Origin of the sequence: Campylobacter concisus, assembly GCF_003048405.1 — a bacterium.
GTDB lineage: Bacteria > Campylobacterota > Campylobacteria > Campylobacterales > Campylobacteraceae > Campylobacter_A > Campylobacter_A concisus_Q.
Window position 1 is genome coordinate 42,157 of record NZ_PIQS01000006.1, and the last position, 19,290, is coordinate 61,446.

General features: G+C 36.5%; 18 protein-coding genes. 13 read left to right on the forward strand and 5 right to left on the reverse strand.

Annotated features, from left to right (window positions below; translation table 11 throughout):
- The first annotated feature begins 59 nt into the window (after positions 1 to 59).
- From CVT18_RS09395 to CVT18_RS09410, 4 genes are all read left to right on the forward strand, one after another.
- Positions 60 to 743 (forward strand): F0F1 ATP synthase subunit A, encoded by a 684-nt coding sequence (locus CVT18_RS09395; RefSeq protein ID WP_103628838.1) that lies wholly within the window; start codon positions 60 to 62, stop codon positions 741 to 743.
- Positions 744 to 907: 164 nt separating this feature from the next.
- Positions 908 to 2,329 (forward strand): Asp-tRNA(Asn)/Glu-tRNA(Gln) amidotransferase subunit GatB, encoded by a 1,422-nt coding sequence (gene gatB / locus CVT18_RS09400; RefSeq protein WP_107824486.1) that lies wholly within the window; start codon positions 908 to 910, stop codon positions 2,327 to 2,329.
- 12 nt (positions 2,330 to 2,341) lie between these two features.
- Positions 2,342 to 3,232, forward strand: a complete 891-nt coding sequence (locus tag CVT18_RS09405; RefSeq protein WP_107824487.1) for an NAD(P)H-dependent glycerol-3-phosphate dehydrogenase — start codon at positions 2,342 to 2,344, stop codon at positions 3,230 to 3,232.
- A complete protein-coding gene (locus CVT18_RS09410; protein WP_107824488.1) occupies positions 3,229 to 4,284 on the forward strand; it encodes a glycoside hydrolase family 3 N-terminal domain-containing protein in 1,056 nt (351 codons plus the stop codon). The genes CVT18_RS09405 and CVT18_RS09410 overlap by 4 nt, the downstream gene beginning before the upstream one ends.
- A gap of 78 nt (positions 4,285 to 4,362) precedes the next feature.
- Here CVT18_RS09410 and CVT18_RS09415 read toward each other — a convergent pair whose 3' ends face one another.
- From CVT18_RS09415 to rarD (CVT18_RS09435), 5 genes are read right to left on the reverse strand one after another with little or no spacing between them, the layout of a single operon-like run.
- Positions 4,363 to 5,565 carry an McrC family protein gene (locus CVT18_RS09415; RefSeq protein WP_107824489.1) on the reverse strand — a complete coding sequence of 401 codons (1,203 nt, stop codon included), beginning with the start codon at positions 5,563 to 5,565 and terminating at the stop codon, positions 4,363 to 4,365.
- A gap of 16 nt (positions 5,566 to 5,581) precedes the next feature.
- Complete coding sequence (locus tag CVT18_RS09420; RefSeq protein ID WP_234410327.1) at positions 5,582 to 7,663, reverse strand: McrB family protein; 2,082 nt, start codon at positions 7,661 to 7,663, stop codon at positions 5,582 to 5,584.
- Positions 7,664 to 7,708: 45 nt separating this feature from the next.
- Positions 7,709 to 8,161 (reverse strand): aryl-sulfate sulfotransferase, encoded by a 453-nt coding sequence (locus tag CVT18_RS09425; protein WP_107824490.1) that lies wholly within the window; start codon positions 8,159 to 8,161, stop codon positions 7,709 to 7,711.
- A complete protein-coding gene (gene rarD, locus CVT18_RS09430) occupies positions 8,154 to 9,041 on the reverse strand; it encodes an EamA family transporter RarD (RefSeq protein ID WP_107824491.1) in 888 nt (295 codons plus the stop codon). Before rarD (CVT18_RS09430) ends, CVT18_RS09425 begins: the two co-directional genes overlap by 8 nt.
- On the reverse strand, positions 9,025 to 9,912 hold the full coding sequence (rarD, locus tag CVT18_RS09435) for an EamA family transporter RarD (RefSeq protein WP_107824492.1): 888 nt from the start codon (positions 9,910 to 9,912) through the stop codon (positions 9,025 to 9,027). Before rarD (CVT18_RS09435) ends, rarD (CVT18_RS09430) begins: the two co-directional genes overlap by 17 nt.
- Before the next feature lie 144 nt (positions 9,913 to 10,056).
- On the opposite strand from rarD (CVT18_RS09435), the gene CVT18_RS09440 reads away from it, so the two are divergent.
- The 9 genes from CVT18_RS09440 to mnmH are packed head-to-tail and all read left to right on the forward strand — an operon-like array spanning position 10,057 to position 19,201.
- A complete protein-coding gene (locus tag CVT18_RS09440) occupies positions 10,057 to 11,397 on the forward strand; it encodes a class II 3-deoxy-7-phosphoheptulonate synthase (RefSeq protein WP_107824493.1) in 1,341 nt (446 codons plus the stop codon).
- A gap of 24 nt (positions 11,398 to 11,421) precedes the next feature.
- The gene (locus CVT18_RS09445) at positions 11,422 to 12,378 is read left to right on the forward strand and encodes an NAD(P)/FAD-dependent oxidoreductase (protein ID WP_107824494.1); all 957 of its coding nucleotides are present in this window, start codon (positions 11,422 to 11,424) and stop codon (positions 12,376 to 12,378) included.
- A gap of 2 nt (positions 12,379 to 12,380) precedes the next feature.
- Positions 12,381 to 14,633 (forward strand): vesicular transport factor Uso1p, encoded by a 2,253-nt coding sequence (locus CVT18_RS09450; protein WP_107824495.1) that lies wholly within the window; start codon positions 12,381 to 12,383, stop codon positions 14,631 to 14,633.
- The gene (locus CVT18_RS09455; protein ID WP_103628828.1) at positions 14,630 to 15,337 is read left to right on the forward strand and encodes a tRNA1(Val) (adenine(37)-N6)-methyltransferase; all 708 of its coding nucleotides are present in this window, start codon (positions 14,630 to 14,632) and stop codon (positions 15,335 to 15,337) included. The genes CVT18_RS09450 and CVT18_RS09455 overlap by 4 nt, the downstream gene beginning before the upstream one ends.
- Positions 15,334 to 15,699 carry a YkgJ family cysteine cluster protein gene (locus tag CVT18_RS09460; protein ID WP_107824496.1) on the forward strand — a complete coding sequence of 122 codons (366 nt, stop codon included), beginning with the start codon at positions 15,334 to 15,336 and terminating at the stop codon, positions 15,697 to 15,699. Before CVT18_RS09455 ends, CVT18_RS09460 begins: the two co-directional genes overlap by 4 nt.
- Entirely contained in the window at positions 15,678 to 16,943 is a 1,266-nt protein-coding gene (locus CVT18_RS09465; protein ID WP_103628826.1) for a tetratricopeptide repeat protein, read from the forward strand. Before CVT18_RS09460 ends, CVT18_RS09465 begins: the two co-directional genes overlap by 22 nt.
- A complete protein-coding gene (trpC, locus tag CVT18_RS09470) occupies positions 16,940 to 17,725 on the forward strand; it encodes an indole-3-glycerol phosphate synthase TrpC (protein ID WP_103628825.1) in 786 nt (261 codons plus the stop codon). The genes CVT18_RS09465 and trpC overlap by 4 nt, the downstream gene beginning before the upstream one ends.
- Positions 17,725 to 18,207, forward strand: a complete 483-nt coding sequence (locus CVT18_RS09475) for an HIT family protein (protein ID WP_072594287.1) — start codon at positions 17,725 to 17,727, stop codon at positions 18,205 to 18,207. The genes trpC and CVT18_RS09475 overlap by 1 nt, the downstream gene beginning before the upstream one ends.
- On the forward strand, positions 18,194 to 19,201 hold the full coding sequence (gene mnmH / locus CVT18_RS09480; protein ID WP_103628824.1) for a tRNA 2-selenouridine(34) synthase MnmH: 1,008 nt from the start codon (positions 18,194 to 18,196) through the stop codon (positions 19,199 to 19,201). Before CVT18_RS09475 ends, mnmH begins: the two co-directional genes overlap by 14 nt.
- Positions 19,202 to 19,290 lie beyond the last annotated feature (89 nt).

Here is a 19,290-nt window from a genome sequence, read left to right on the forward strand (position 1 = left end):
AAATGTTTTAACAATAATTTTGTTACAATCACGCAAAATTCTAAATCCAAGGTAAATTAATGAAAGATTTGTTTCTATTTTCAAATTTCCTAAATAACTCCCACGCCTTTATCTATGCGTTTCACTTTCTGCTTGTAGCTTTGATTGTTATCATAGTTGCTTATATAGCAAGGAGTAAGATGCAACTTGTGCCAAGAGGTCTTCAAAATATAGTTGAAGCTTATTTAGAGGGCGTTATATCGATGGGAAGAGATACTTTAGGTAGTGAAAAACTAGCAAGGAAATATCTTCCACTTGTTGCAACTATCGGTTTTATCGTATTTTTTTCAAATGTTGTAGGTATTATTCCTGGATTTGAGTCGCCAACTTCAAGTCTAAATTTAACTCTAGTTTTGGCTTTAGTTGTATTTGTTTATTACAACTTTGAGGGCATTAGAGAAAATGGATTTTTCAAATACTTTGGACACTTTATGGGACCGAATAAATTTCTAGCTCCTATTATGTTTCCAGTTGAAGTCATCTCACATCTTTCACGTGTAGTTTCGCTATCATTTCGTCTTTTTGGTAATATCAAGGGTGATGATCTATTCTTGCTAGCGATGCTTACACTTGCACCTTGGTTTGCTCCACTTCCAGCTTTTGCGCTTCTAACGCTTATGGCTGTTTTGCAAACATTTATCTTTATGATGCTAACTTACGTTTATCTAGCCGGTGCCGTTGCTATTAGTGAGCACGAGCATTAAAATTTAAAGCCATATTTTTATATGGCTTTTTCCTTTTTAAAACTATTTAAATTTTTAAATCACATTCTTTATTTTTCCAGTCAAAACGCTCATTTTTAGATATTTTAAAAGAAAGTATCGCTAAAATACGCCTTAAAAATTTGTATAAATTTAAAGGTAAAAATATGTTTGAAGTCGTTATTGGTTTAGAAGTTCACACTCAGCTTAATACAAAAACTAAAATTTTCTGCTCTTGCTCAACTAGCTTCGGCGATGAGGCAAATACTCATGTTTGCCCAACTTGCCTAGCACTTCCTGGAGCGCTACCTGTGCTAAACAAAGAGGCTGTAAAAAAGGCTATCAGTTTTGGCACAGCGATAAATGCTAAGATCAATAAAAAATCAGTCTTTAATAGAAAAAACTACTTCTATCCAGACCTTCCAAAGGCATATCAAATTTCTCAGTTTGAGATACCTATCGTTGAAGGTGGCGAGCTAATTATCGACGTAAATGGCACTAAAAAACGCATAGGTGTAACAAGAGCACACCTTGAAGAGGATGCTGGCAAGAACATCCACGAAGAAACCGAGAGTCTGGTTGATCTAAACAGAGCCGGCACACCACTTCTTGAGATAGTTAGTGAGCCAGATCTTAGAAGCAGCGATGAGGCGGTGGCTTATCTTAAAAAACTACACTCAATCCTTCGCTTTTTAAATATAAGTGATGCAAATATGCAGGAAGGTAGCTTTCGCTGCGACGCAAACGTCTCTATCCGTCCAAAAGGCGATACCAAGCTTTATACAAGGGTTGAGATAAAAAATCTAAACTCATTTAAATTTATCCAAAAGGCGATTGACTACGAAGTAGAGCGCCAAAGTGCAGCTTGGGAAGATGGTAAATACGACCAAGAAGTCTATCAAGAGACAAGGCTGTTTGACACGACAAATTTAGTGACAAGATCTATGCGTGGCAAAGAGGATAGCGCGGAGTATAGATACTTTCCTGACCCTGATTTGCTGCCAGTTGAGATATCAGAAGATATGTATAACGAAGCGATAAAAATTCCAGAGCTTGCCGAGCAAAAGGTCGCAAGATATGTTAGCGAGCTAGGCGTAAAAGAGAGTGATGCGCTAAATTTAACTCAAAGCGTTGAGATGGCTAGATATTTTGAAGAGTTGATCGCTGCTGGAATTCAGCCAAAACTAGCTACTACATGGCTAATAGTTGAGCTTCTTGGCCGCTTAAATAACGGCGTAACGATCGAGACAAGCCCAGTTAATAGTGCTAAAATGATAAATTTACTAAAACGCATAGAAGATGGAACGATAAGCGGCAAGGCTGCAAAAGAGGTTCTAGACTACCTAATGGAAAATGACGCGGACGTCGATAGTGTCATCGAAAAGCTTGGCTTAAAACAAGTGAGCGACGACTCAGCGATTATTGCGATCATAGATCAAATTTTGGTTGCAAATACTGACAAAGTCGAAGAGTATAAAAACGGCAAAGATAAGATGTTTGGCTTCTTTGTCGGTCAGGTGATGAAAGAGGGCAAGGGTGCCTTTAATCCAGGCAAGGTCAATGAGCTTTTAAAGGCCAAAATAGGCTAAAAAAGGGCTAAAATGAGCATAGCAGTCATCGGAGCTGGCAAGTGGGGCAGTGCGCTTTTTCACGCATTTAGTGAAAATAACGAGTGTGTCATCAGCTCAAGAACGCCAAGAGACATGCTAAATTTTGTAAGCTTGGATGAAGCCTTGAAGTGCGAATATCTAGTCTGCACGATCCCAACGCAAGCTACAAATTTATGGCTAAAGCAAAACTACAAAAACAAAGATCAAAAGATCTTAGTCGCCAGTAAGGGCATAGATACGACAAATCTTAAATTTCTAAATGAAATTTACGAGGATTTTGTTGATGGAGAAAATTTAGCCTTTCTCTCAGGGCCGACCTTTGCAAAAGAGATCATGCAGAAGCTACCTTGCGCCTTGGTGGTAAATTCTAAAAATCAAAATTTAGCTTCAAAATTTGCTTCATTTTTTCCAAACTATATGAAAGCATACACTTCTGATGACGTGATCGGCGCTGAGGTGTGTGGTGCCTATAAAAACGTGATCGCCATAGCTGGCGGCATCTGTGACGGCCTTGGTCTTGGCAACAACGCAAGGGCAAGTCTCATTTCACGTGGGCTTGTCGAGATGGCCAGATTTGGCAAATTTTTTGGCGCAAAAGATGAGACATTTATGGGGCTAAGCGGCGCAGGGGATCTGTTTTTAACTGCCTCATCGATACTTTCACGCAACTACCGCGTAGGCCTTGGCATCGCAAGGCACGAGAGATTAGAGAAAATTTTAAATGAGCTTGGCGAGGTAGCCGAGGGCGTCGATACAGCAAGAGCTATTAGCAAGATTGCCAAAGAAAAGGGCATATATGTTCCGATTGCCAGTGAGGTTGAAAATATGCTAAATGGCAAAGATGTTTTTGAGAGCGTAAAATCGCTTTTGGGAAGAAGATGAAAGCTTTTAAATTTATACTTTTTGTGGCTATTTTTGCTCTGGGGCTAAACGGCGCTGAAGTGAGCCTAAGAGCCAAAATCTCGCAGATGATAATGGTTGGTTTTAACGGAGCTAGCACAAAGGACGCTGCGTTTCGCGCGATGTTAAGCGACGCTGGGTACGAGAGATTTGGCGGAGTGATGCTACTTGGCAGAAACATCACCAATAAGACCCAGCTAAAATCTAGCATAAAAGCTATCAAAGAAAAAAGTCCTAAAATTTTTATTGCTATCGACGAAGAGGGCGGAAATGTAAGCCGCATGAAGGATAAGAGCTTTGACGGCCCATATCCTAGCGCATACGAGGTCGCAAGTACGCTTGACATCAAAAGCGCATACGATCTCTACTTGAAAATGTCTATAAATTTAAAAGAGTGCGGCATAAATTTAAATTTCGCTCCAGTGGTCGATCTACACGATGAAAACTCGCCGATCATTGCCGCTAAACAAAGGGCGTTTAGTGAGTATGCAAGCAAGGTGGTGATCTATGCTGATGCTTTTATGGACGCATTTAAAGAGCAGGGCATCCTAACGACTCTTAAGCACTTCCCGGGACACGGCAGCTCAAAAGAGGACTCGCATAAAAATAAGAGCGAAGTCACGCTAAGTAAAGATGCGCTGCTGCCATACAAAGACGCTATAAGCACGGGTAGAGCGCAGATCATCATGGTCGGGCACCTTTTTGTAAAGGGTATCGACGAGGACAATCCAGCCACACTTTCTAAAAAAATAATAACCGATCTCTTGCGAAATGAGCTTAAATTTAACGGTGTTGTCATTAGTGATGATATGCTTATGAAAGGCGTTGGAGACGAAGTTTTGGCGCAAAAGGTGGTGAAATTTATAAACGCTGGTGGCGATATCTTGCTCTTTAGTGAGTTTAAGATAAATAACCAAAGAACAGCCGATTTAGTCACTCAGATCATAATTGACGCCGTAAATGAGAGAAAAATCAGCAAAGAGCGGATAGACGTATCATATAAGAGGATAATGGCTCTAAAAGCGAAGCTTTAATGGTTACCCTGATGAGTTGCAATCCACTTATTAAGAAATAGAAATTTAGTGGAATTTTAAGAAACTTTAAAAAGTATTTTAGACTAGTAAATTTCTATCAATCTCGTCTTTTTCTAAATCAAAGTATAAAATTTCAAGCCGCATTTCATCGTCGTATTTAAAACCCATAGACTCTTGTTTTACCCCATCTATTTTTGGATATATTAGATAAAGCCTGCCGCAATTATATTTTTTACCATAAGCATATAGCTGATATAAGTCAGCTTGTGAGATATCATCTCTTGACTTAACTATCTTCCATTTTGTATCAGCTATAAATTTATCTTCTAAAAATATATCAGGTCTTAGCCTAAAGCTTTTTGGGTTTTCTACGAGGTGTTTTTCTGAGTGTTGTAATATAGTGCCTGGAAAGCTTTTCTTTATAAAATTTCCGACATAGCTTTCAAAGAGCGTATTCATGTCAAACAGCAAAGCAAAAGCCACATCGCTACCTCTATACGGACTAAACGACTTGTTTTGTAAAAATATCTTACTCCATAAAAGCGCTTGCTCATAGTGTTTTGTTTGGCGATTTAGTTTTAACCGGCTAAAGTCCGCGTTTATATCAGAGCTAGATGAAATTTCATCAAAAATAAATAAATATTCCCTAATGAGTCGTTGATTTCTGCTTGATTTTGAGCGCCTGTATAAAAACTCAAGCGTACTTTTTATGAGGCGATTTTCGGCTCTATCTATGGAAAATTCCTGATAGCAAACGTAAAATCTCTCTTTATGGACGATATTTTTACGTATTTGTTCCGAGATTTTTAGCTTTCCTTTTAAAAATTTTAGATTATCTTCTAGCACCACATAGTCGCTTTTTATGCCTATTTTTATAAGTTTTGATACTTCATTTAGGAACATCGATATAAAAATTTCAAGAAGTGGTAGATTCAAGCTTTTTAAATTCGCTATGTTCGCTATGTTTATATTTTTAAATGGATGGTTTTTTAAAGTTTTTAACATTCTTAGTAAAATTCTTTTAGAATTTTCTACCGCTTCTTTATTGCCGCCATTGTCATTATCATGGATTTTTGGAAGTATCTCAAGGCTATCGCCACTTTTTGTCTGGATGATACCGACGTAGTTTTGAGCTTGTAAAAAATCGCCCTTTTTATCTCTGCCGAGCTTTAAAAACTCTACTGCGACAAAATTTTCTCTAGTAAAGGCATCTACGGCGTTAAATAAGTCTTGGTCGTCTTCTGGGCGAAATTTTTCAAACTCTATTAAGTATTTGGTCATTGCTTTGCGTTTTATTTCATTCGTAAATTTTTATATAGCTTTGAGGGTTGTTGAAAGTTTCTTGGTCGCTTATCTCATATAGGACTTTATCGTCTATATCGTCGATCTTTGATCCAAATAATTCTTTTGTAGCCATATTTTTCTTGACTTTAATAAACTGCAAATCCTCATCTTTTTGATTATCGCCCAGAACTAGTCTTATTTTCTCCCAATCGTCATAAAAATACTCTTGTAGCAGCGGTAAAATTTTGTTTTTAAAGACATTTGCAAGCATTTCCATGTCTGACACATTTATAAAATAAGCATGTCCTATCGTGTGATCTCTGTCGTAAAGATACTCTATGCGCTCGTTTATCATTTTTAGCATTTTGCCTATATTTATACCTTCGATATTTATTTTGTTTAGTTTGTCATATTCTGGCATTATCTCCACAAACTCAAACCTTCTTCTAAGAGCTGTATCCATAAGAGCTATGCTGCGATCCGCCGTATTCATCGTGCCTATTATGTATAAATTTGACGGCACTCCAAATTTCTCTTTTGAGTATGGCAGCTCGACCATTATCTCATCAGTCGCTCCGAGCCTTTTTGATGGCTCTATAAGAGTTATGAGCTCACCAAAAATTTTAGAGATATTCCCGCGGTTGATCTCATCGATAAAGATGGCATATTTTGGTGTGTTTTCATTAAAAAACTTTTGTCGCTCATCTTTTGGCAAATCGCAAAAATCACTAAGCTTGCCCTTGTAATTACTAAGAAGCAAGGCATTTTCGCAGCACTGATAAAAAATTCCTTTTGATATCTCATAAGTTATATCGCCATCTTCGTTTTCGCTGTCAAATACAGGCTTTATGCCCTCAACAAATTCCTCATATCCATAGCTTTGGTGAAATGTTATAAATTTAAAATTTTCTTTAGTGTAGTTTGTTCCTACCTTTTGTTTTTTTATCTCTTTGTATTTTTCGTAAAGCTCTATGGCTTCAGGACACTCATCGTTAAGCGCTTTTATATCTACACACCATTCATTTTTCTCGTTTTTCTCAAATATAAAAGGCGGGTCTTTTCTTTTAATGTTTACATATTTGCAATCCATTTTTGTATGAACCAGCAAGTCTGTTGATATTGTCTGGTTTGGTTTTTTTGAATTCGACTTTATTGATTTTAATTTAAATAAAGCGTGATTTACTATGCCGTTATTTAACTTAAGCCAACCACCATTAATATTTGAAATAGCCGCATCACATAATATGGCTGCTGCCACTTGATACCAAGTATAGTTTTCTATTTTTAACATTTCATATAACGCGTCAGTGTCATCGCTCGATTTTACATTGAGATTTTGAGTAAAATTATTCATAATCTTTGAAAGCCTATATGTCTTTCCAGTTCCAGGAGGACCGTATAAAATTTGATTAAGTGGATAAGTTAATTTCTTGTCATTGTCGGTCATTTTATATCCTTCATTATCACTATTGTTTAGTACATCGTGTGTTGACTTATTTTCCTTTGCATATTGGTTCCATAATAGAGACGAATATTCATAAAAGTCCATATAGTTTGGCTTATTTTTTAGTAGTTCTTTTTGAATTTCTGATATGTTTTTTGATTTTATATTATTTTTTTGAGCCAAATACTTGAAAGCTTCTTTTGAGACAATGTGTAGAAGTGTTTTGTCTGGTGCATATAAAAAGGCTATTTTCCATTTTATGGCATTGCCAAGATCAATATCATCTATATTTTCAAATTCTTTGTTTTGTGCATATTTTATAATTTGTAAAATAAGACTTTTTATTTTTTGAAATGCTTGATTTCTAGTCTCTCCATATTTTTCATACCATCCATACTCTGTATCACCAGTTTGTCCACTTTTTAGTTCCTTTTCGACATCGTTTTGTGCTCTTTTAAAAATTCCAAATTTATAAGCAGATCCACCCCATATACTTATAAGATTTTCTGTTTTACTTTCAAGCCAAAAGGTAAAAGTATCCTTGCTCTTAACGCCTGTGTATTGCTCTAAGGTCATATTTTCTACAGCTTGAAAAGGCCATCTTTGTTGAAAGTCATCCCTTAATTTCAAGCGTTCTTGCCATGAAACCATTTTTGCTCCTTGTTTATTTTCTTAAATTTAGTGTCCTATTTTATCTCACAACCCATCAAATTCTTTTTTTAGCTCCTCTCTTAGCTCTTCAGCTCTATCTTCGCCGTTTTTGAAATTTATCTTTATAAAGCCATCAAGCTCGTCCAAGATCGCAAAGAGTTCGCTCTCCCAGCTTAAATTCTCTTGCTTTGATAAAGTTTCCAGTTTTTCTCTTATTTGCTCTAAGGCATCTAATGCTTTATCTTTATCAGACTCACTATTTAACGCATCTTCAAATAAAATATCTTGCCTTAAGGCGTTTATTTTTTTAAATATTACGTTGCAAAATTTAGGGTATTTTTCAGCGTTGTTTAAATTTTGCAAAACCTCTTGCGCAGCTTTTTGATAAGCTGGCACCGCTCTTTCTTCGTCGAGCTTTTTGGTGAGTTTTTGCACCTGAAAGTACAAAATAAGCGCTGCAAAAAACGCTAAGAGCAGGTAGATCGTGATGCTATTCATTTTTACTCCTTTTTCTAAATTTATCCACGCTAATTATTGCAAGCGCCAGCCAGATCATACAAAATGAGACGACTTTGTAGCCATCTAAAATTTCGCCATAAATGAAGACCGCGCAAAGGATCGCGATGGTTGGCGAGATGTATTGCAAGTAGCCAATCGTTGTTAAATTTATCCTTGTTGCAGCTGCGTTAAAAGCGACAAGTGGCACGATGGTTACGATGCTTGAGGCGATCATTAAAAGTGAGTCTTCATTTAGCCCAAAGTGGCTTTTACCTAAAAGTGCTATGTAAAGGACGTAAGCAAGTGCAAATGGAAACATAAAAAATGTCTCTATAAAAAGCCCGTTAAATGCGCTAATCTTTGCCATCTTTCTAACTGCTGCGTAAAATCCAAATGAAAGCGGCAAGATAATGGAAACTAATGGCAATCCGCCTTGGGCATAAATTTGTACGCTAATGGCTAAAACGACTATACAAATGGCTAAAATTACGCTTTTATTTAGCCTTTCTTTGAAGATGATAACGCCAAGGAGCATGCTTATTAGTGGATTTATAAAATAGCCCAAGCTTGTGTCCAAAATTTTGCCATTGCTAACCGCATATACATAAACGCCCCAGTTTGTGGTGATAAATATGCCACTCAAAAATAGGATTTTTAGCGAACGAATATCTTTAAGTAAAGCAAAAATTTCTCCCATTTTGCCACTAAAATAAAGCACTGCCGCCATCAAGAAAAATGACCAGATGATCCTGTGGGCTAAAATTTCATAAGCATTGACATCTTTACTAAATAGGTTGAAATAAACCGCCAAAAACCCCCACATAAAAAAGGCGCTAAGCGCGAGAATAACGCCTTTTTGGCTCTCATTTAGTCTTGGTATTTTTGTCGCCTTTTATAGAATTTATACTATCTATCATCAAAAGCGTGACAGAGATGGCTAGGCAGATCATTAAAAAGTATGAGCTTTTCTCCAGTCTCTCGCCGATGGCAAATGAGACAAAAAGCATCATTATAGGCTCAAAATATGTAAGCAAACCTAGTACATTTATCGGCACGAGCGTGCTTGAGAGGATCTGGGCGATGAGGGCTATGCCGCTGATAGCACCAAGCAAGATGAGCAGATAGTAGATGTTTGGATTTTGGCTCATTACGTAGTCCATATCGGCTGTGAGCGCAAAATAAAATGAGAATAAAAACATAAAAATTATCTCGATAACAAAGCTTGAGAAATTTGCAAGGTTGTAGTACTTTCTAATGGTAAAATAGACTGGATAAAGGCAAAAAACTACAGCGCTCTCCCACGAGATGCCACCGCTTATGACCGCTGTGCTAAAGACGCCAATGGCAGCGAAAAATATCGATGCTAACTTTATTTTTGAGAGGTGCTCTTTGAAAAATATCCGTCCAAAAAGGACCATGACTATTGGCATGATGAGGTAGCCTATCGAGACTTTTAGCGCTGCGCCGTTACTTGGAGCCCAGAGATAGAGCCACATCTGAAATGAGACGATGAGCGAGGTAGCAAGCAAAACTAGTAAAATTTTAGGTTTTAGCTTTATTTTTAGAAGTAAAAATTTGAAATTTCGCTGCTGTTTTAACAAAAAAATGGCGGCGATGACAAAAGGCATGGCAAAGATCATGCGGTATCCAATAAGAGCTTGCGTGCTGATGGGGTTCATGAGCACTGACATGTAGTAGATGCAGTTAAACAAAACAGATGCCAAAAGCGAATAAAATATGCCTTTTATCATGAAAAAATTCTGCTCCTTTTTGGGTAAATTTAAAGTAGCGATTGTAGGCAAAATATCTTTAATAGCCCATTAATGGCTTTTATTTTTTAAGTTTGCCGTGATATAATCAGCGTCTAATTTAAGGCAAAAAAGATAGGAAAATAAATGACTTGGAACCGCGATAGCTGGAGAGAATTTAATATCTTGCAACAACCAAAATACCCAGATTTAAAAGAGCTTAAAGAGGTCGAAGAAAAATTAAAATCGCTTCCTCCTTTGGTCTTTGCTGGCGAGGCTAGAAGTTTAAAAGAAGAACTTGCAAAAGTTTGTAATGGTGAGGCGTTTTTGCTTCAAGGTGGCGACTGCGCTGAGAGCTTTACAAATTTTAATGCAAACAACATCAGAGATATGTTTAAGGTTTTACTTCAAATGGCGATAGTTTTAACCTTTGCTGGTGGCTATCCAGTGGTCAAAGTGGGCCGCGTGGCAGGGCAGTTTGCAAAGCCTAGAAGTAGCGATTTTGAAGAGGTAAATGGCATTAAGCTTCCAAGCTATAGGGGCGATATCATAAATGGCTTTGAATTTGACGAAAAGGCAAGAGTGCCTGATCCAAAACGTATGATAGAGGCGTATTATCAAAGCGCATCTACGATGAACTTACTTAGAGCCTTTTCAAGAGGTGGTTTGGCCGACCTTCATCAAGTGCATAAGTGGAATTTAGGCTTTGTTAAAAAGCCAGAGATCGGCGAAAAATACGCAAAACTAGCTGATGAACTAACAAAGACACTTTCATTTATGGCAGCTTGTGGCATCACTTCAGCAAATACGCCAGTCATAAATCAAACCGCGGTTTATACATCTCACGAGGCACTTTTGCTACCTTATGAAGAGGCATTGACTAGGGTTGATAGTCTTAGCGGTGAATGGTACGACTGCTCGGCTCATATGCTTTGGATAGGTGAGAGAACACGTGGTATAAACGACGCTCACGTGCATTTTTTAAGCGGCGTGAAAAATCCTATCGGTGTAAAGATCGGACCAAGTGCAAAGGCTGAAGATGTCGTCGCACTTGCAAATAAACTAAATCCAGAAAATGAAGCTGGCAGACTAAACGTGATAATCAGAATGGGTGCTGATAAGATAGGCGAAAATTTACCAAAAATTTTAAGAGAGCTAAAGCGAGAAGGGCTAAATATCGTTTATAGCATCGATCCGATGCATGGCAACACTGTAAAAACATCAAATAACTACAAAACCAGAGAATTTGACAAGATAATAAGCGAAGTTAGAAGCTTTTTTGAAATTCACAAAGCTGAGGGCACAAGAGCTGGCGGTGTGCATCTTGAGATGACAGGCCAAGACGTGACTGAGTGCACGGGTGGGGCATTAAATATCACTGAAAGTTCGCTTGAGCAAAGATATGAAACACAGTGTGATCCAAGGCTAAATGCTGATCAGGCACTTGAGCTTGCATTTTTGATGGCTGATCTAGTTAAAAAAGCTTAGAATTTATAAAATTTGGAGAAAAAAATGGTAAATGTTTATGATCTAATCGTTGTTGGTGGCGGACCTTGTGGAATTGCTAGCGTAGTTGAGGCAAAAAGAAATGGCTTAAACAACGTTTTGCTTCTTGAAAAAGGTGATAATCACAGCCAAACGATAAGAAAATTTTATAAAGATAATAAACGCGTAGATAAAGAGTATAAAGGGCAAGATAGCACGATACATGGCGTAGTTTCGTTTGAAGATGGCACAAAAGAGAGCACGCTTGACTATTTTGATAAACTGCTTGACACTGAAAAAATTGAAGCTTTTTTTAATTCTGAAGTAGAGAGCGTAAAAAAAGATGGAGAAATTTTTAAAGTAACTACCTCAAAAGCCGTATATGAAGCTAAAAATGTGATGATATCAATTGGCAAAATGGGACGACCAAATAAGCCTGATTATAAAATTCCGCCTTCACTAAACTCAGTTGTAAATTTTAACCTTGATAGCTGTACAAACGGTGAGAAGGTGCTTGTTGTAGGTGGCGGAAACTCAGCAGTTGAGTATGCGATCGAGCTTTGCCAATACAATAAAACCACAATCGCTTATAGAAAAGATAATTTTAGCCGCGTAAATGAGACAAATTTAAGTGCGCTTTGGGAGCTAGAAAAGCATGGTAAGATAAAAGTTAGGCTAAATCACGATATAAAAGAGTTAGATAACGAATCAGGCAAAGTTAGAGTGCATTACGAAAATGGCAAAATTCGCGTTTATGACAGAGTTGTCTATGCGATAGGCGGCTCAAGTCCGGTTGATTTTTTACAAAAATGTCAGATAAAAATTGATGAAAAAGGCACTCCAATAGTTGATAGCAACTACCAAAGTAGCGTACCAGGACTTTATGTGGGCGGTGACATCGTGCTAAAAAATGGCGGCTCAATAGTCGTTGCGCTAAATCACGCTCATCACGTCATAAAAGACATTTTAAAGGGCAAGGCATAAGCTTGATAAATAAAATTTTACTAGCTATTTTTTGTTTGATAGCTGGCTTTTGTCTATCGTTTTTTAAATCTCCAAAAGAGGATGAGACACCAAAAGATACTAATCAAACGATTTATTCTATAAATTTTGACAATTTGCCAGAAGAAGAGAGACAAAAATACATTAGCAAAGACGATCTTTACGAATATGGCGGATATATAACTCCAAAAAGCTATATCCAAAATTTTACTGAAACGAACGATCAAAATTTATCAAATGATGTAAACGAACTTCAAGAACAAGTTCGTGAGCTAAGTAAAAAAAATAAAATTTTAGCTACTGATAATGTTGATATCAGCGAGAAAAATTTAGACTTTATAAGCAAAATTTCAGAGATGAAAAAAAATATCGAAAATGAAAAAAATGAGATAGTTGAAAAAAATCAAAAGACGCTAGGTGAGCTTGAAGCACAACATTTTGAAAATATACAAACTCTCACAAAACGGCTAAATGAAGCTCAAGCTGATATGATTGAGAGCTCAAAAGCCTATGAAAAAAAGATAATAGACCTTGAAAATGCGATAAATGAGGCAAAAAATGGCGATGAAAGTAAGGTAAAAGACATCGAAGCAAATTTTGCTAAATTTAAAGAGATGGCTGAGGCAAATTACACAGCTTTAAAAGAGCAAAATATAGAGCTAAATACGACGCTGGCTCAAAAAGACGCGCTAATAAAAGAGTATGAAAATGCTCAAAATGAAAAAGATAAAAACGAAAAAAGAGAAATTTTGCTTTTAAAAGAGGAGATCGAGCGAGCAAAAAATGACGCTAAGACACAAAAATTTAGCTATGAAAAAGAGATAAATGCACTAACTGATGGCTTTGAAACACAAAAAAGTGTTATGGAGGATGAGCTTTCAAAAAAGGCAAATAAGATAATTGATCTTGAGGAAGCGCTTGAGTCAAATCAAACTGCCTTAAAAGATAGAATTTATGAGCTTGATGAGATAAAGAAAAATTTAAACTCAAAAGATTTGGCAGTTGAAAACTATAATGGTAAAAATTTAGAGCTAAACGCCTCTCTTGCGGCACTTCATAAAAGTTTTAATGATTTAAAAGAAAAAAATCTTAAAAGCGAGCAGGAAAATAAACTCGCAAATGAAAATATAAATTCGCTTAAAAAAGAGCTTGAGCGAGTAAATTTGATAAATAAAAAGCTAGAGAAGCAAACTTTAGATGCAAATGCAAGTTTAAGTGAGCTAAATAAAAAGCTAAATTTGAGTGAAGAGAGCCTTAAAAATGCACGAGATGAACTAAAGGCGCTTGATACAAAGACAAATAAATTTTTAAAAACTTTATTTGAGCAAAATCAAACTATCTCTTTGCAGACTCAAAAGCTTGGGTTAAATGACAGCGAGTTGAAAAATTTAAGTGCAAAGATAAATTTAAAAGATGAAAAGATAAAAGAGCTGGAAAATAATCTCACGCAAACAAGTCAAACGCTAGCAGCAAAGCAAAGTGAGCTAGAAGCTCAAAAAAGGACACTAAAGATCGATATGCAAAATTATGAAATTTTGCGTCAGCAAATAAATATTTTGCAAAAAAAGATAGCTGATACATCGGCTCTTTTTGCTGATAGTAATAAAAGTGGTGGTAAAAATTTACTAAGCTTACAAAATGAGCTTGAAAGTGCAAAACATAAGTTAAACGAGAGCAATAAGACGATTGAAAGGTTAAATTCTAAAATAAATGAACTTAGCTCATCTAGCGTAAAAGGAAGTCCAGTAAATGCCAAGATCATCGAACTTCAAAAAGATATCGAGCAAAATTTAAATAGGCAAGATGAGCTTGAAAACGAAAATGTGAATTTAAAAAATATCTTACAAGCGACAACTAAACCGGAGACGCCAACAAAGCTAGTTTTGATCTCTAGTTTTGAGTGCGATGACATGGACGCAAAAGATAAGGTTAGCGTGATGTGCAAGAATAGAGTGAGCGAATTTTTACAAAGATTTAACTCAAACTACCTTTATGAGATAATTCCGATCGTAGATAAGAAAAATTTTGTCATCCCATCAAATGTAGCTCAAAGCATCAAAAAAGATGATCTTGGCAGGCTAAATAACTATGTAAATTATGGCGTTGGTAAAGAGCGCGCAAAGGCAGCAGCCGAGCTTATAAAAGAAGAATTTGGCGATTTTGCAAGGATCAGCTTTAGCTCAGAAGTGATCGTAAAAGATGTCACGCGTGGCTTTATCATCAAGGTTTATAGATGATCTTGGCTCAGCTAAAAAGTGGCTATCGCTACAACAGCGATACGCTGGTACTTTATGATTTTATAAGCTCAAGTTTGAAAAATTTTTCAGGCAGGATTTTAGACGTTGGCGCAGGGTGCGGGATACTTGGGCTTTTACTTAAACGCGACTTTAAAAATTCCAGCCTAAGCTTGCTTGATATCTTGCAGATAAATGGTGAAATTTCTAAATTTAATGCCAGTAAGAATGGCTTGGAGGCAGAAATCATAAATGCTGATTTTGCAGATTTTAAAGATAGTGAGAAATTTGACCTCATCGTATCAAATCCACCATTTTATCACGAGGGTGCAAAACAAAGCGAAGATGAGCATATAAAGGCTAGTAGATACACAAGCTCTTTGGGTCTAAAAGACTTTATAAAAGGTATAAGCGTAAATTTAAAGCCTCACAAAAGGGCGTTTTTTTGCTATGCACCTGATGATCTTAGTCAGATTGTAGCGTGTCTAAAAGAGTTTAAGTTAAATTTAGTAAGCCTAAAATTTATTCATACAAAGGCTGATAAGCCAGCAAATTTGGCCTTATTTGAGGTAAGAAATAATTCAAACTCAAAGTTAAAAATTTTGTCACCTTTAGTGATGAGTGAAAATGGCTCGCATACAAAAGAGGCGATTGAAATTTTTAAAAAAGCTAATACAAACAGCATTGATTATCAGGAACTAGCGTGAGGGTGCAAGGCTTTAACTATGAGTTTGATGCGAGCTTTTGCGAGAGCTGCGGCGGCAAGTGTTGCACGGGAGAGAGTGGCTACATTTGGATAAACGAAGAAGAAATTTCAAAATTTTGCACCGCATTTTATATGAGTAAAGATGAGTTTGAAAAGCAGTTTTTAATAAGAGTTGGGCTAAGGTGTAGCATAAAAGAGAAGCCTTATGAAGATGGCTTTGCTTGTGTATTTTTTGATGAAAAAAATAAAAACTGCTCAGTTTATGAGCTAAGGCCACAGCAGTGTAGGACTTTTCCATTTTGGAATTATTTTAAAAAAAATTTAAAGGAGCTAAAAGCAGAATGCATTGGCGTAAAATTTTAGTATTTTTTATGAGCGTATTTTTTAACTCGCAGCTACTTTTGGCTGACGATAATAAAAGTATAAATTTACGTCTAATGCAGGCTTTATTGTTTCAAGATAGCGGAGATGTGAATGCTAGCATTCAAGCTTACTCAAACATTTTTAAAGATACAAATCAAAAAGCTTATTTAAAAGAGGCAATCAAACTCGCCTTTGCGACAAAAAATGAAAATTTAGACGCTTTGATAAGTGAAGGCGAAAAAAGCTTAAAAGACGATAGCGATTTTATCCGCATAAAGGTGGCAAATTTAGTAAATCTTTCAAAGCTAAATGAGGCTAAAAGTTTAATGCAAGAGCTTGCTACAAAAGAGCCAAATGCCCAAAATTTACTCATGCTTGGCACTATTTGTATGATGCAAAATGAAACAACGACTGCGCTAAAATACTTTGAAGAGGCTTACTCTCTAAAGCAAGAAGAAGAAAACTTGCTCCGTATCGTTGATATTTTGATAAATCGCATGGATAAGATAAAAGACGCTACAAAATATCTTGAAAAATTTAAAGACGAACAAGGTTGCACGCTAAAGACTTGCGAGCTTTTGGCTGAAATTTACTCCCAGCAAAGAAATTTCCCAAAGGTGATCGAACTCTTTGAGGAGCTCTATGAGCTAAGTCACGACACTTCGTATATTGATAAGATCGTGCAGTTTTTTATATATGATAAAAATTACAAAGCAGCAATTGAAATTTTAAAAAAATATAGCTACAACGATATGGCGCTTATGGATCTTTATGCGGCGACTAGTAATTTTGGTGATGCATACATACTTGCTGTTAAAATTTATAACGATAGCAGGGATTTAAATTTTTTAGCAAAAGCCGCGATTTACGAATACGAGATGAATAAAGATACCTTGAACGAACAAAAAATGGCTGAAATTTTAGATAAATTTGAAGCTAGCGTGCCAAAGCTAGAAAATGATATGTTTTTTAACTATTATGGCTACTTGCTGATAGATCATGACATCGATCCTAGAAAGGGTATAGAGCTTGTGCAAAAGGCACTTGCTATCTCACCTGAGTCGCCTTATTACGAGGATTCGCTAGCGTGGGGATATTTTAAGCTTGGTGAGTGCAAAAAGGCAAAAAGCATTATGCAGCATGCAATGAAAGATGTTGATTTTAGGACTTCAAAAGAGGCAAAAGAGCATTTACACCTAATAGAGCGCTGTATAATAAATCTAAATAAAAGGCTTAAAAAATGATACTTGATGAGATAATAAAAAAGACTAAAGATGATCTTGAAAAAAGAAAAGCAGACTTCCCTGAGGAGTGGCTTGGTCGCTCGCTCGCGTACAATCCATACGTGCCAAGAGATGTTTTAAGTGCGCTTAGATCAAGTAAAGATGAGCCTATAAAAATCATAGCCGAGATTAAAAAAGCAAGCCCAAGCAAAGGTGTGATAAGAGAGGATTTTGAGCCTATAAAAATCGCTCAGGAATACGAGCCATACGCAAATGCTTTTAGTATCTTGACTGAGCCACATTGGTTTAAAGGCGACATCGAGTACATCACGCAGGTTCGTCGCTATGCATCAAGGCCTATCCTTAGAAAAGACTTTATTATTGATAAGTATCAAATTCTTGAAGCTCTTGTTTATGGGGCGGATTTTATCTTGCTCATCGCAAAAGCATTAACTCAAAACGAGCTAAAAGAGCTTTTAGACTACGCTCATCATTTAGGGCTTGAGGTTTTGGTTGAAACTCACGACGCGAGTGATGTGAAAAAGGCTATCTTTGCAGGAGCAAATATAATAGGTATAAATCACCGAAATTTAGATGATTTTACGATGGATATGAGTCTTTGTGAGAAGCTCATACCACTTTTGCCAAATGGCAAGATAATAGTCGCTGAAAGCGGTCTTTACGAGCATGAACAGCTTAGAGAGCTAAGCAAAATAGGCGTAGATGCTTTCTTGATAGGAGAGCATTTTATGAGGCAAGACGATATAAAAAATGCCGTTAAAAAGATAAAGGAGGGCGAGTAATGCAGCACCTTTGTGCCCCTTGGAGAAGCGAATACTTTAGTGCTAAAAAAGATAGCTGTGTTTTTTGTGATGTTGTAAACTCAGATGATGATGATAAAAATGGCGTACTTTTTCGAGCCAAGCATTGTTTTGGGATTATGAATTTATATCCGTATTCTCCAGGTCATTTTATGATAATACCAAATCAGCATACCGACAAGATCGAAGAGCTTGATGAGCAGACTTGGTTTGAGATGAGTAAATTTGTAAGGCTTGGAGTTGAAATTTTAAAAAAAGAGCTTTATGCTAATGGTGTAAATATAGGTATGAATTTAGGCAAGGCAGCGGGAGCTGGCATAGCTGAGCACGTGCATTATCACCTTGTGCCAAGGTGGAGCGGGGATACAAATTTTATAACCACTATCTCTGATGTGAGAGTAAATGGCACGCCATTTCACCCACTTTTTGAGAAACTAAAAAAGGCATTTAGTGCCGTTATTTGAGCTTGATGCAGAGCAGTGGCTAGAGAAAAGAAGCTCTTTTGAAATTTTAATAGACGCAAGATCGCCACATGAATTTTCATATTCACACATAAAAGATGCCATAAATTTATACGCTTTAAATGACGCGGAACATAAAGAGGTAGGCACGATCTATAAAAGCGATAGATCCCTAGCAAAGAGTCTTGGTGCAAAGTATATCTGCAAAAATTTACAAAATATCATTGATGAGGTTTATAAAAGAGCCAAGGTTGGTTCAGCTATTGGCATCTACTGCGCTAAAGGTGGGCTTAGATCAAATTCTGTTGGCCATGTGCTTAGCATGATAGGATATAGAGTTTTTAGACTTAGTGGTGGCTATAAAGCTTATAGAAATCATGTTTTAGAATTTCTAAATCGACCTTTAAGCACAAAATTTATCACTCTTTTTGGAAATACTGGCTGCTATAAAAGCAAGCTCATAAGGGCTCTAAGTCCGTCAATAGACCTTGAAGCTATGGCAAATCATTTAGGATCTGTCTTTGGAGCGATAAATGGCGCGCAGCCAAGCCAAAAAAGCTTTGAAGATGCGTTGTTTGAAAAGCTCATCACACTAAAAGATGAAATTTGCTTTATCGAGGGTGAGAGCAGAAGGATAGGCTCGTTAAGTTTGCCAAAAAGTCTTTATGAGGCGATGCGTAGTGGCATAAATGTCGAAGTAAGTGCAAGTTTAGAAAAAAGAATTTCTTGTATAGTAGATGACTATAAAAGTGTGGATAAAGCCTTTTTTGACGAGTGTATGAAGAAAATTTCACCATTTATCGATAAAAAAGCTAGAGATGAAGCTGTGGCTAAATTTAATAAAAATGACATTGCTAAAGTAGCTGAAATTTTACTCACAAAATACTATGACAAGGTCTATAAGAAAAATGAAAATATTAATGTTTTCATAAATTCTGATGACTTTGAAGAGGCCGTTAAAAAGCTAAATGATATAAAAAATGAAGCAAAATTTTAGGCTTATTTTAATTAAAAAAATTAAGCCTAAAATTTATACAAATGAGTTTTAACTCTTAAAATTTTATAGCCTTTGCTCACTTAAATTTA

What these genes read in the sequence shown, in the direction of transcription:
- CVT18_RS09395 (WP_103628838.1), top strand. Translation starts at nt 60, where the DNA reads ATGAAAGATTTGTTTCTATTTTCAAATTTCCTAAATAACTCCCACGCC.
- trpC (WP_103628825.1), top strand. Translation starts at nt 16,940, where the DNA reads ATGATACTTGATGAGATAATAAAAAAGACTAAAGATGATCTTGAAAAA.
- CVT18_RS09440 (WP_107824493.1), top strand. Translation starts at nt 10,057, where the DNA reads ATGACTTGGAACCGCGATAGCTGGAGAGAATTTAATATCTTGCAACAA.
- CVT18_RS09405 (WP_107824487.1), top strand. Translation starts at nt 2,342, where the DNA reads ATGAGCATAGCAGTCATCGGAGCTGGCAAGTGGGGCAGTGCGCTTTTT.
- CVT18_RS09455 (WP_103628828.1), top strand. Translation starts at nt 14,630, where the DNA reads ATGATCTTGGCTCAGCTAAAAAGTGGCTATCGCTACAACAGCGATACG.
- rarD (WP_107824492.1), bottom strand. Translation starts at nt 9,912, where the DNA reads ATGATAAAAGGCATATTTTATTCGCTTTTGGCATCTGTTTTGTTTAAC.
- CVT18_RS09445 (WP_107824494.1), top strand. Translation starts at nt 11,422, where the DNA reads ATGGTAAATGTTTATGATCTAATCGTTGTTGGTGGCGGACCTTGTGGA.
- CVT18_RS09420 (WP_234410327.1), bottom strand. Translation starts at nt 7,663, where the DNA reads ATGGTTTCATGGCAAGAACGCTTGAAATTAAGGGATGACTTTCAACAA.
- CVT18_RS09425 (WP_107824490.1), bottom strand. Translation starts at nt 8,161, where the DNA reads ATGAATAGCATCACGATCTACCTGCTCTTAGCGTTTTTTGCAGCGCTT.
- CVT18_RS09465 (WP_103628826.1), top strand. Translation starts at nt 15,678, where the DNA reads ATGCATTGGCGTAAAATTTTAGTATTTTTTATGAGCGTATTTTTTAAC.
- gatB (WP_107824486.1), top strand. Translation starts at nt 908, where the DNA reads ATGTTTGAAGTCGTTATTGGTTTAGAAGTTCACACTCAGCTTAATACA.
- CVT18_RS09475 (WP_072594287.1), top strand. Translation starts at nt 17,725, where the DNA reads ATGCAGCACCTTTGTGCCCCTTGGAGAAGCGAATACTTTAGTGCTAAA.
- CVT18_RS09410 (WP_107824488.1), top strand. Translation starts at nt 3,229, where the DNA reads ATGAAAGCTTTTAAATTTATACTTTTTGTGGCTATTTTTGCTCTGGGG.
- CVT18_RS09415 (WP_107824489.1), bottom strand. Translation starts at nt 5,565, where the DNA reads ATGACCAAATACTTAATAGAGTTTGAAAAATTTCGCCCAGAAGACGAC.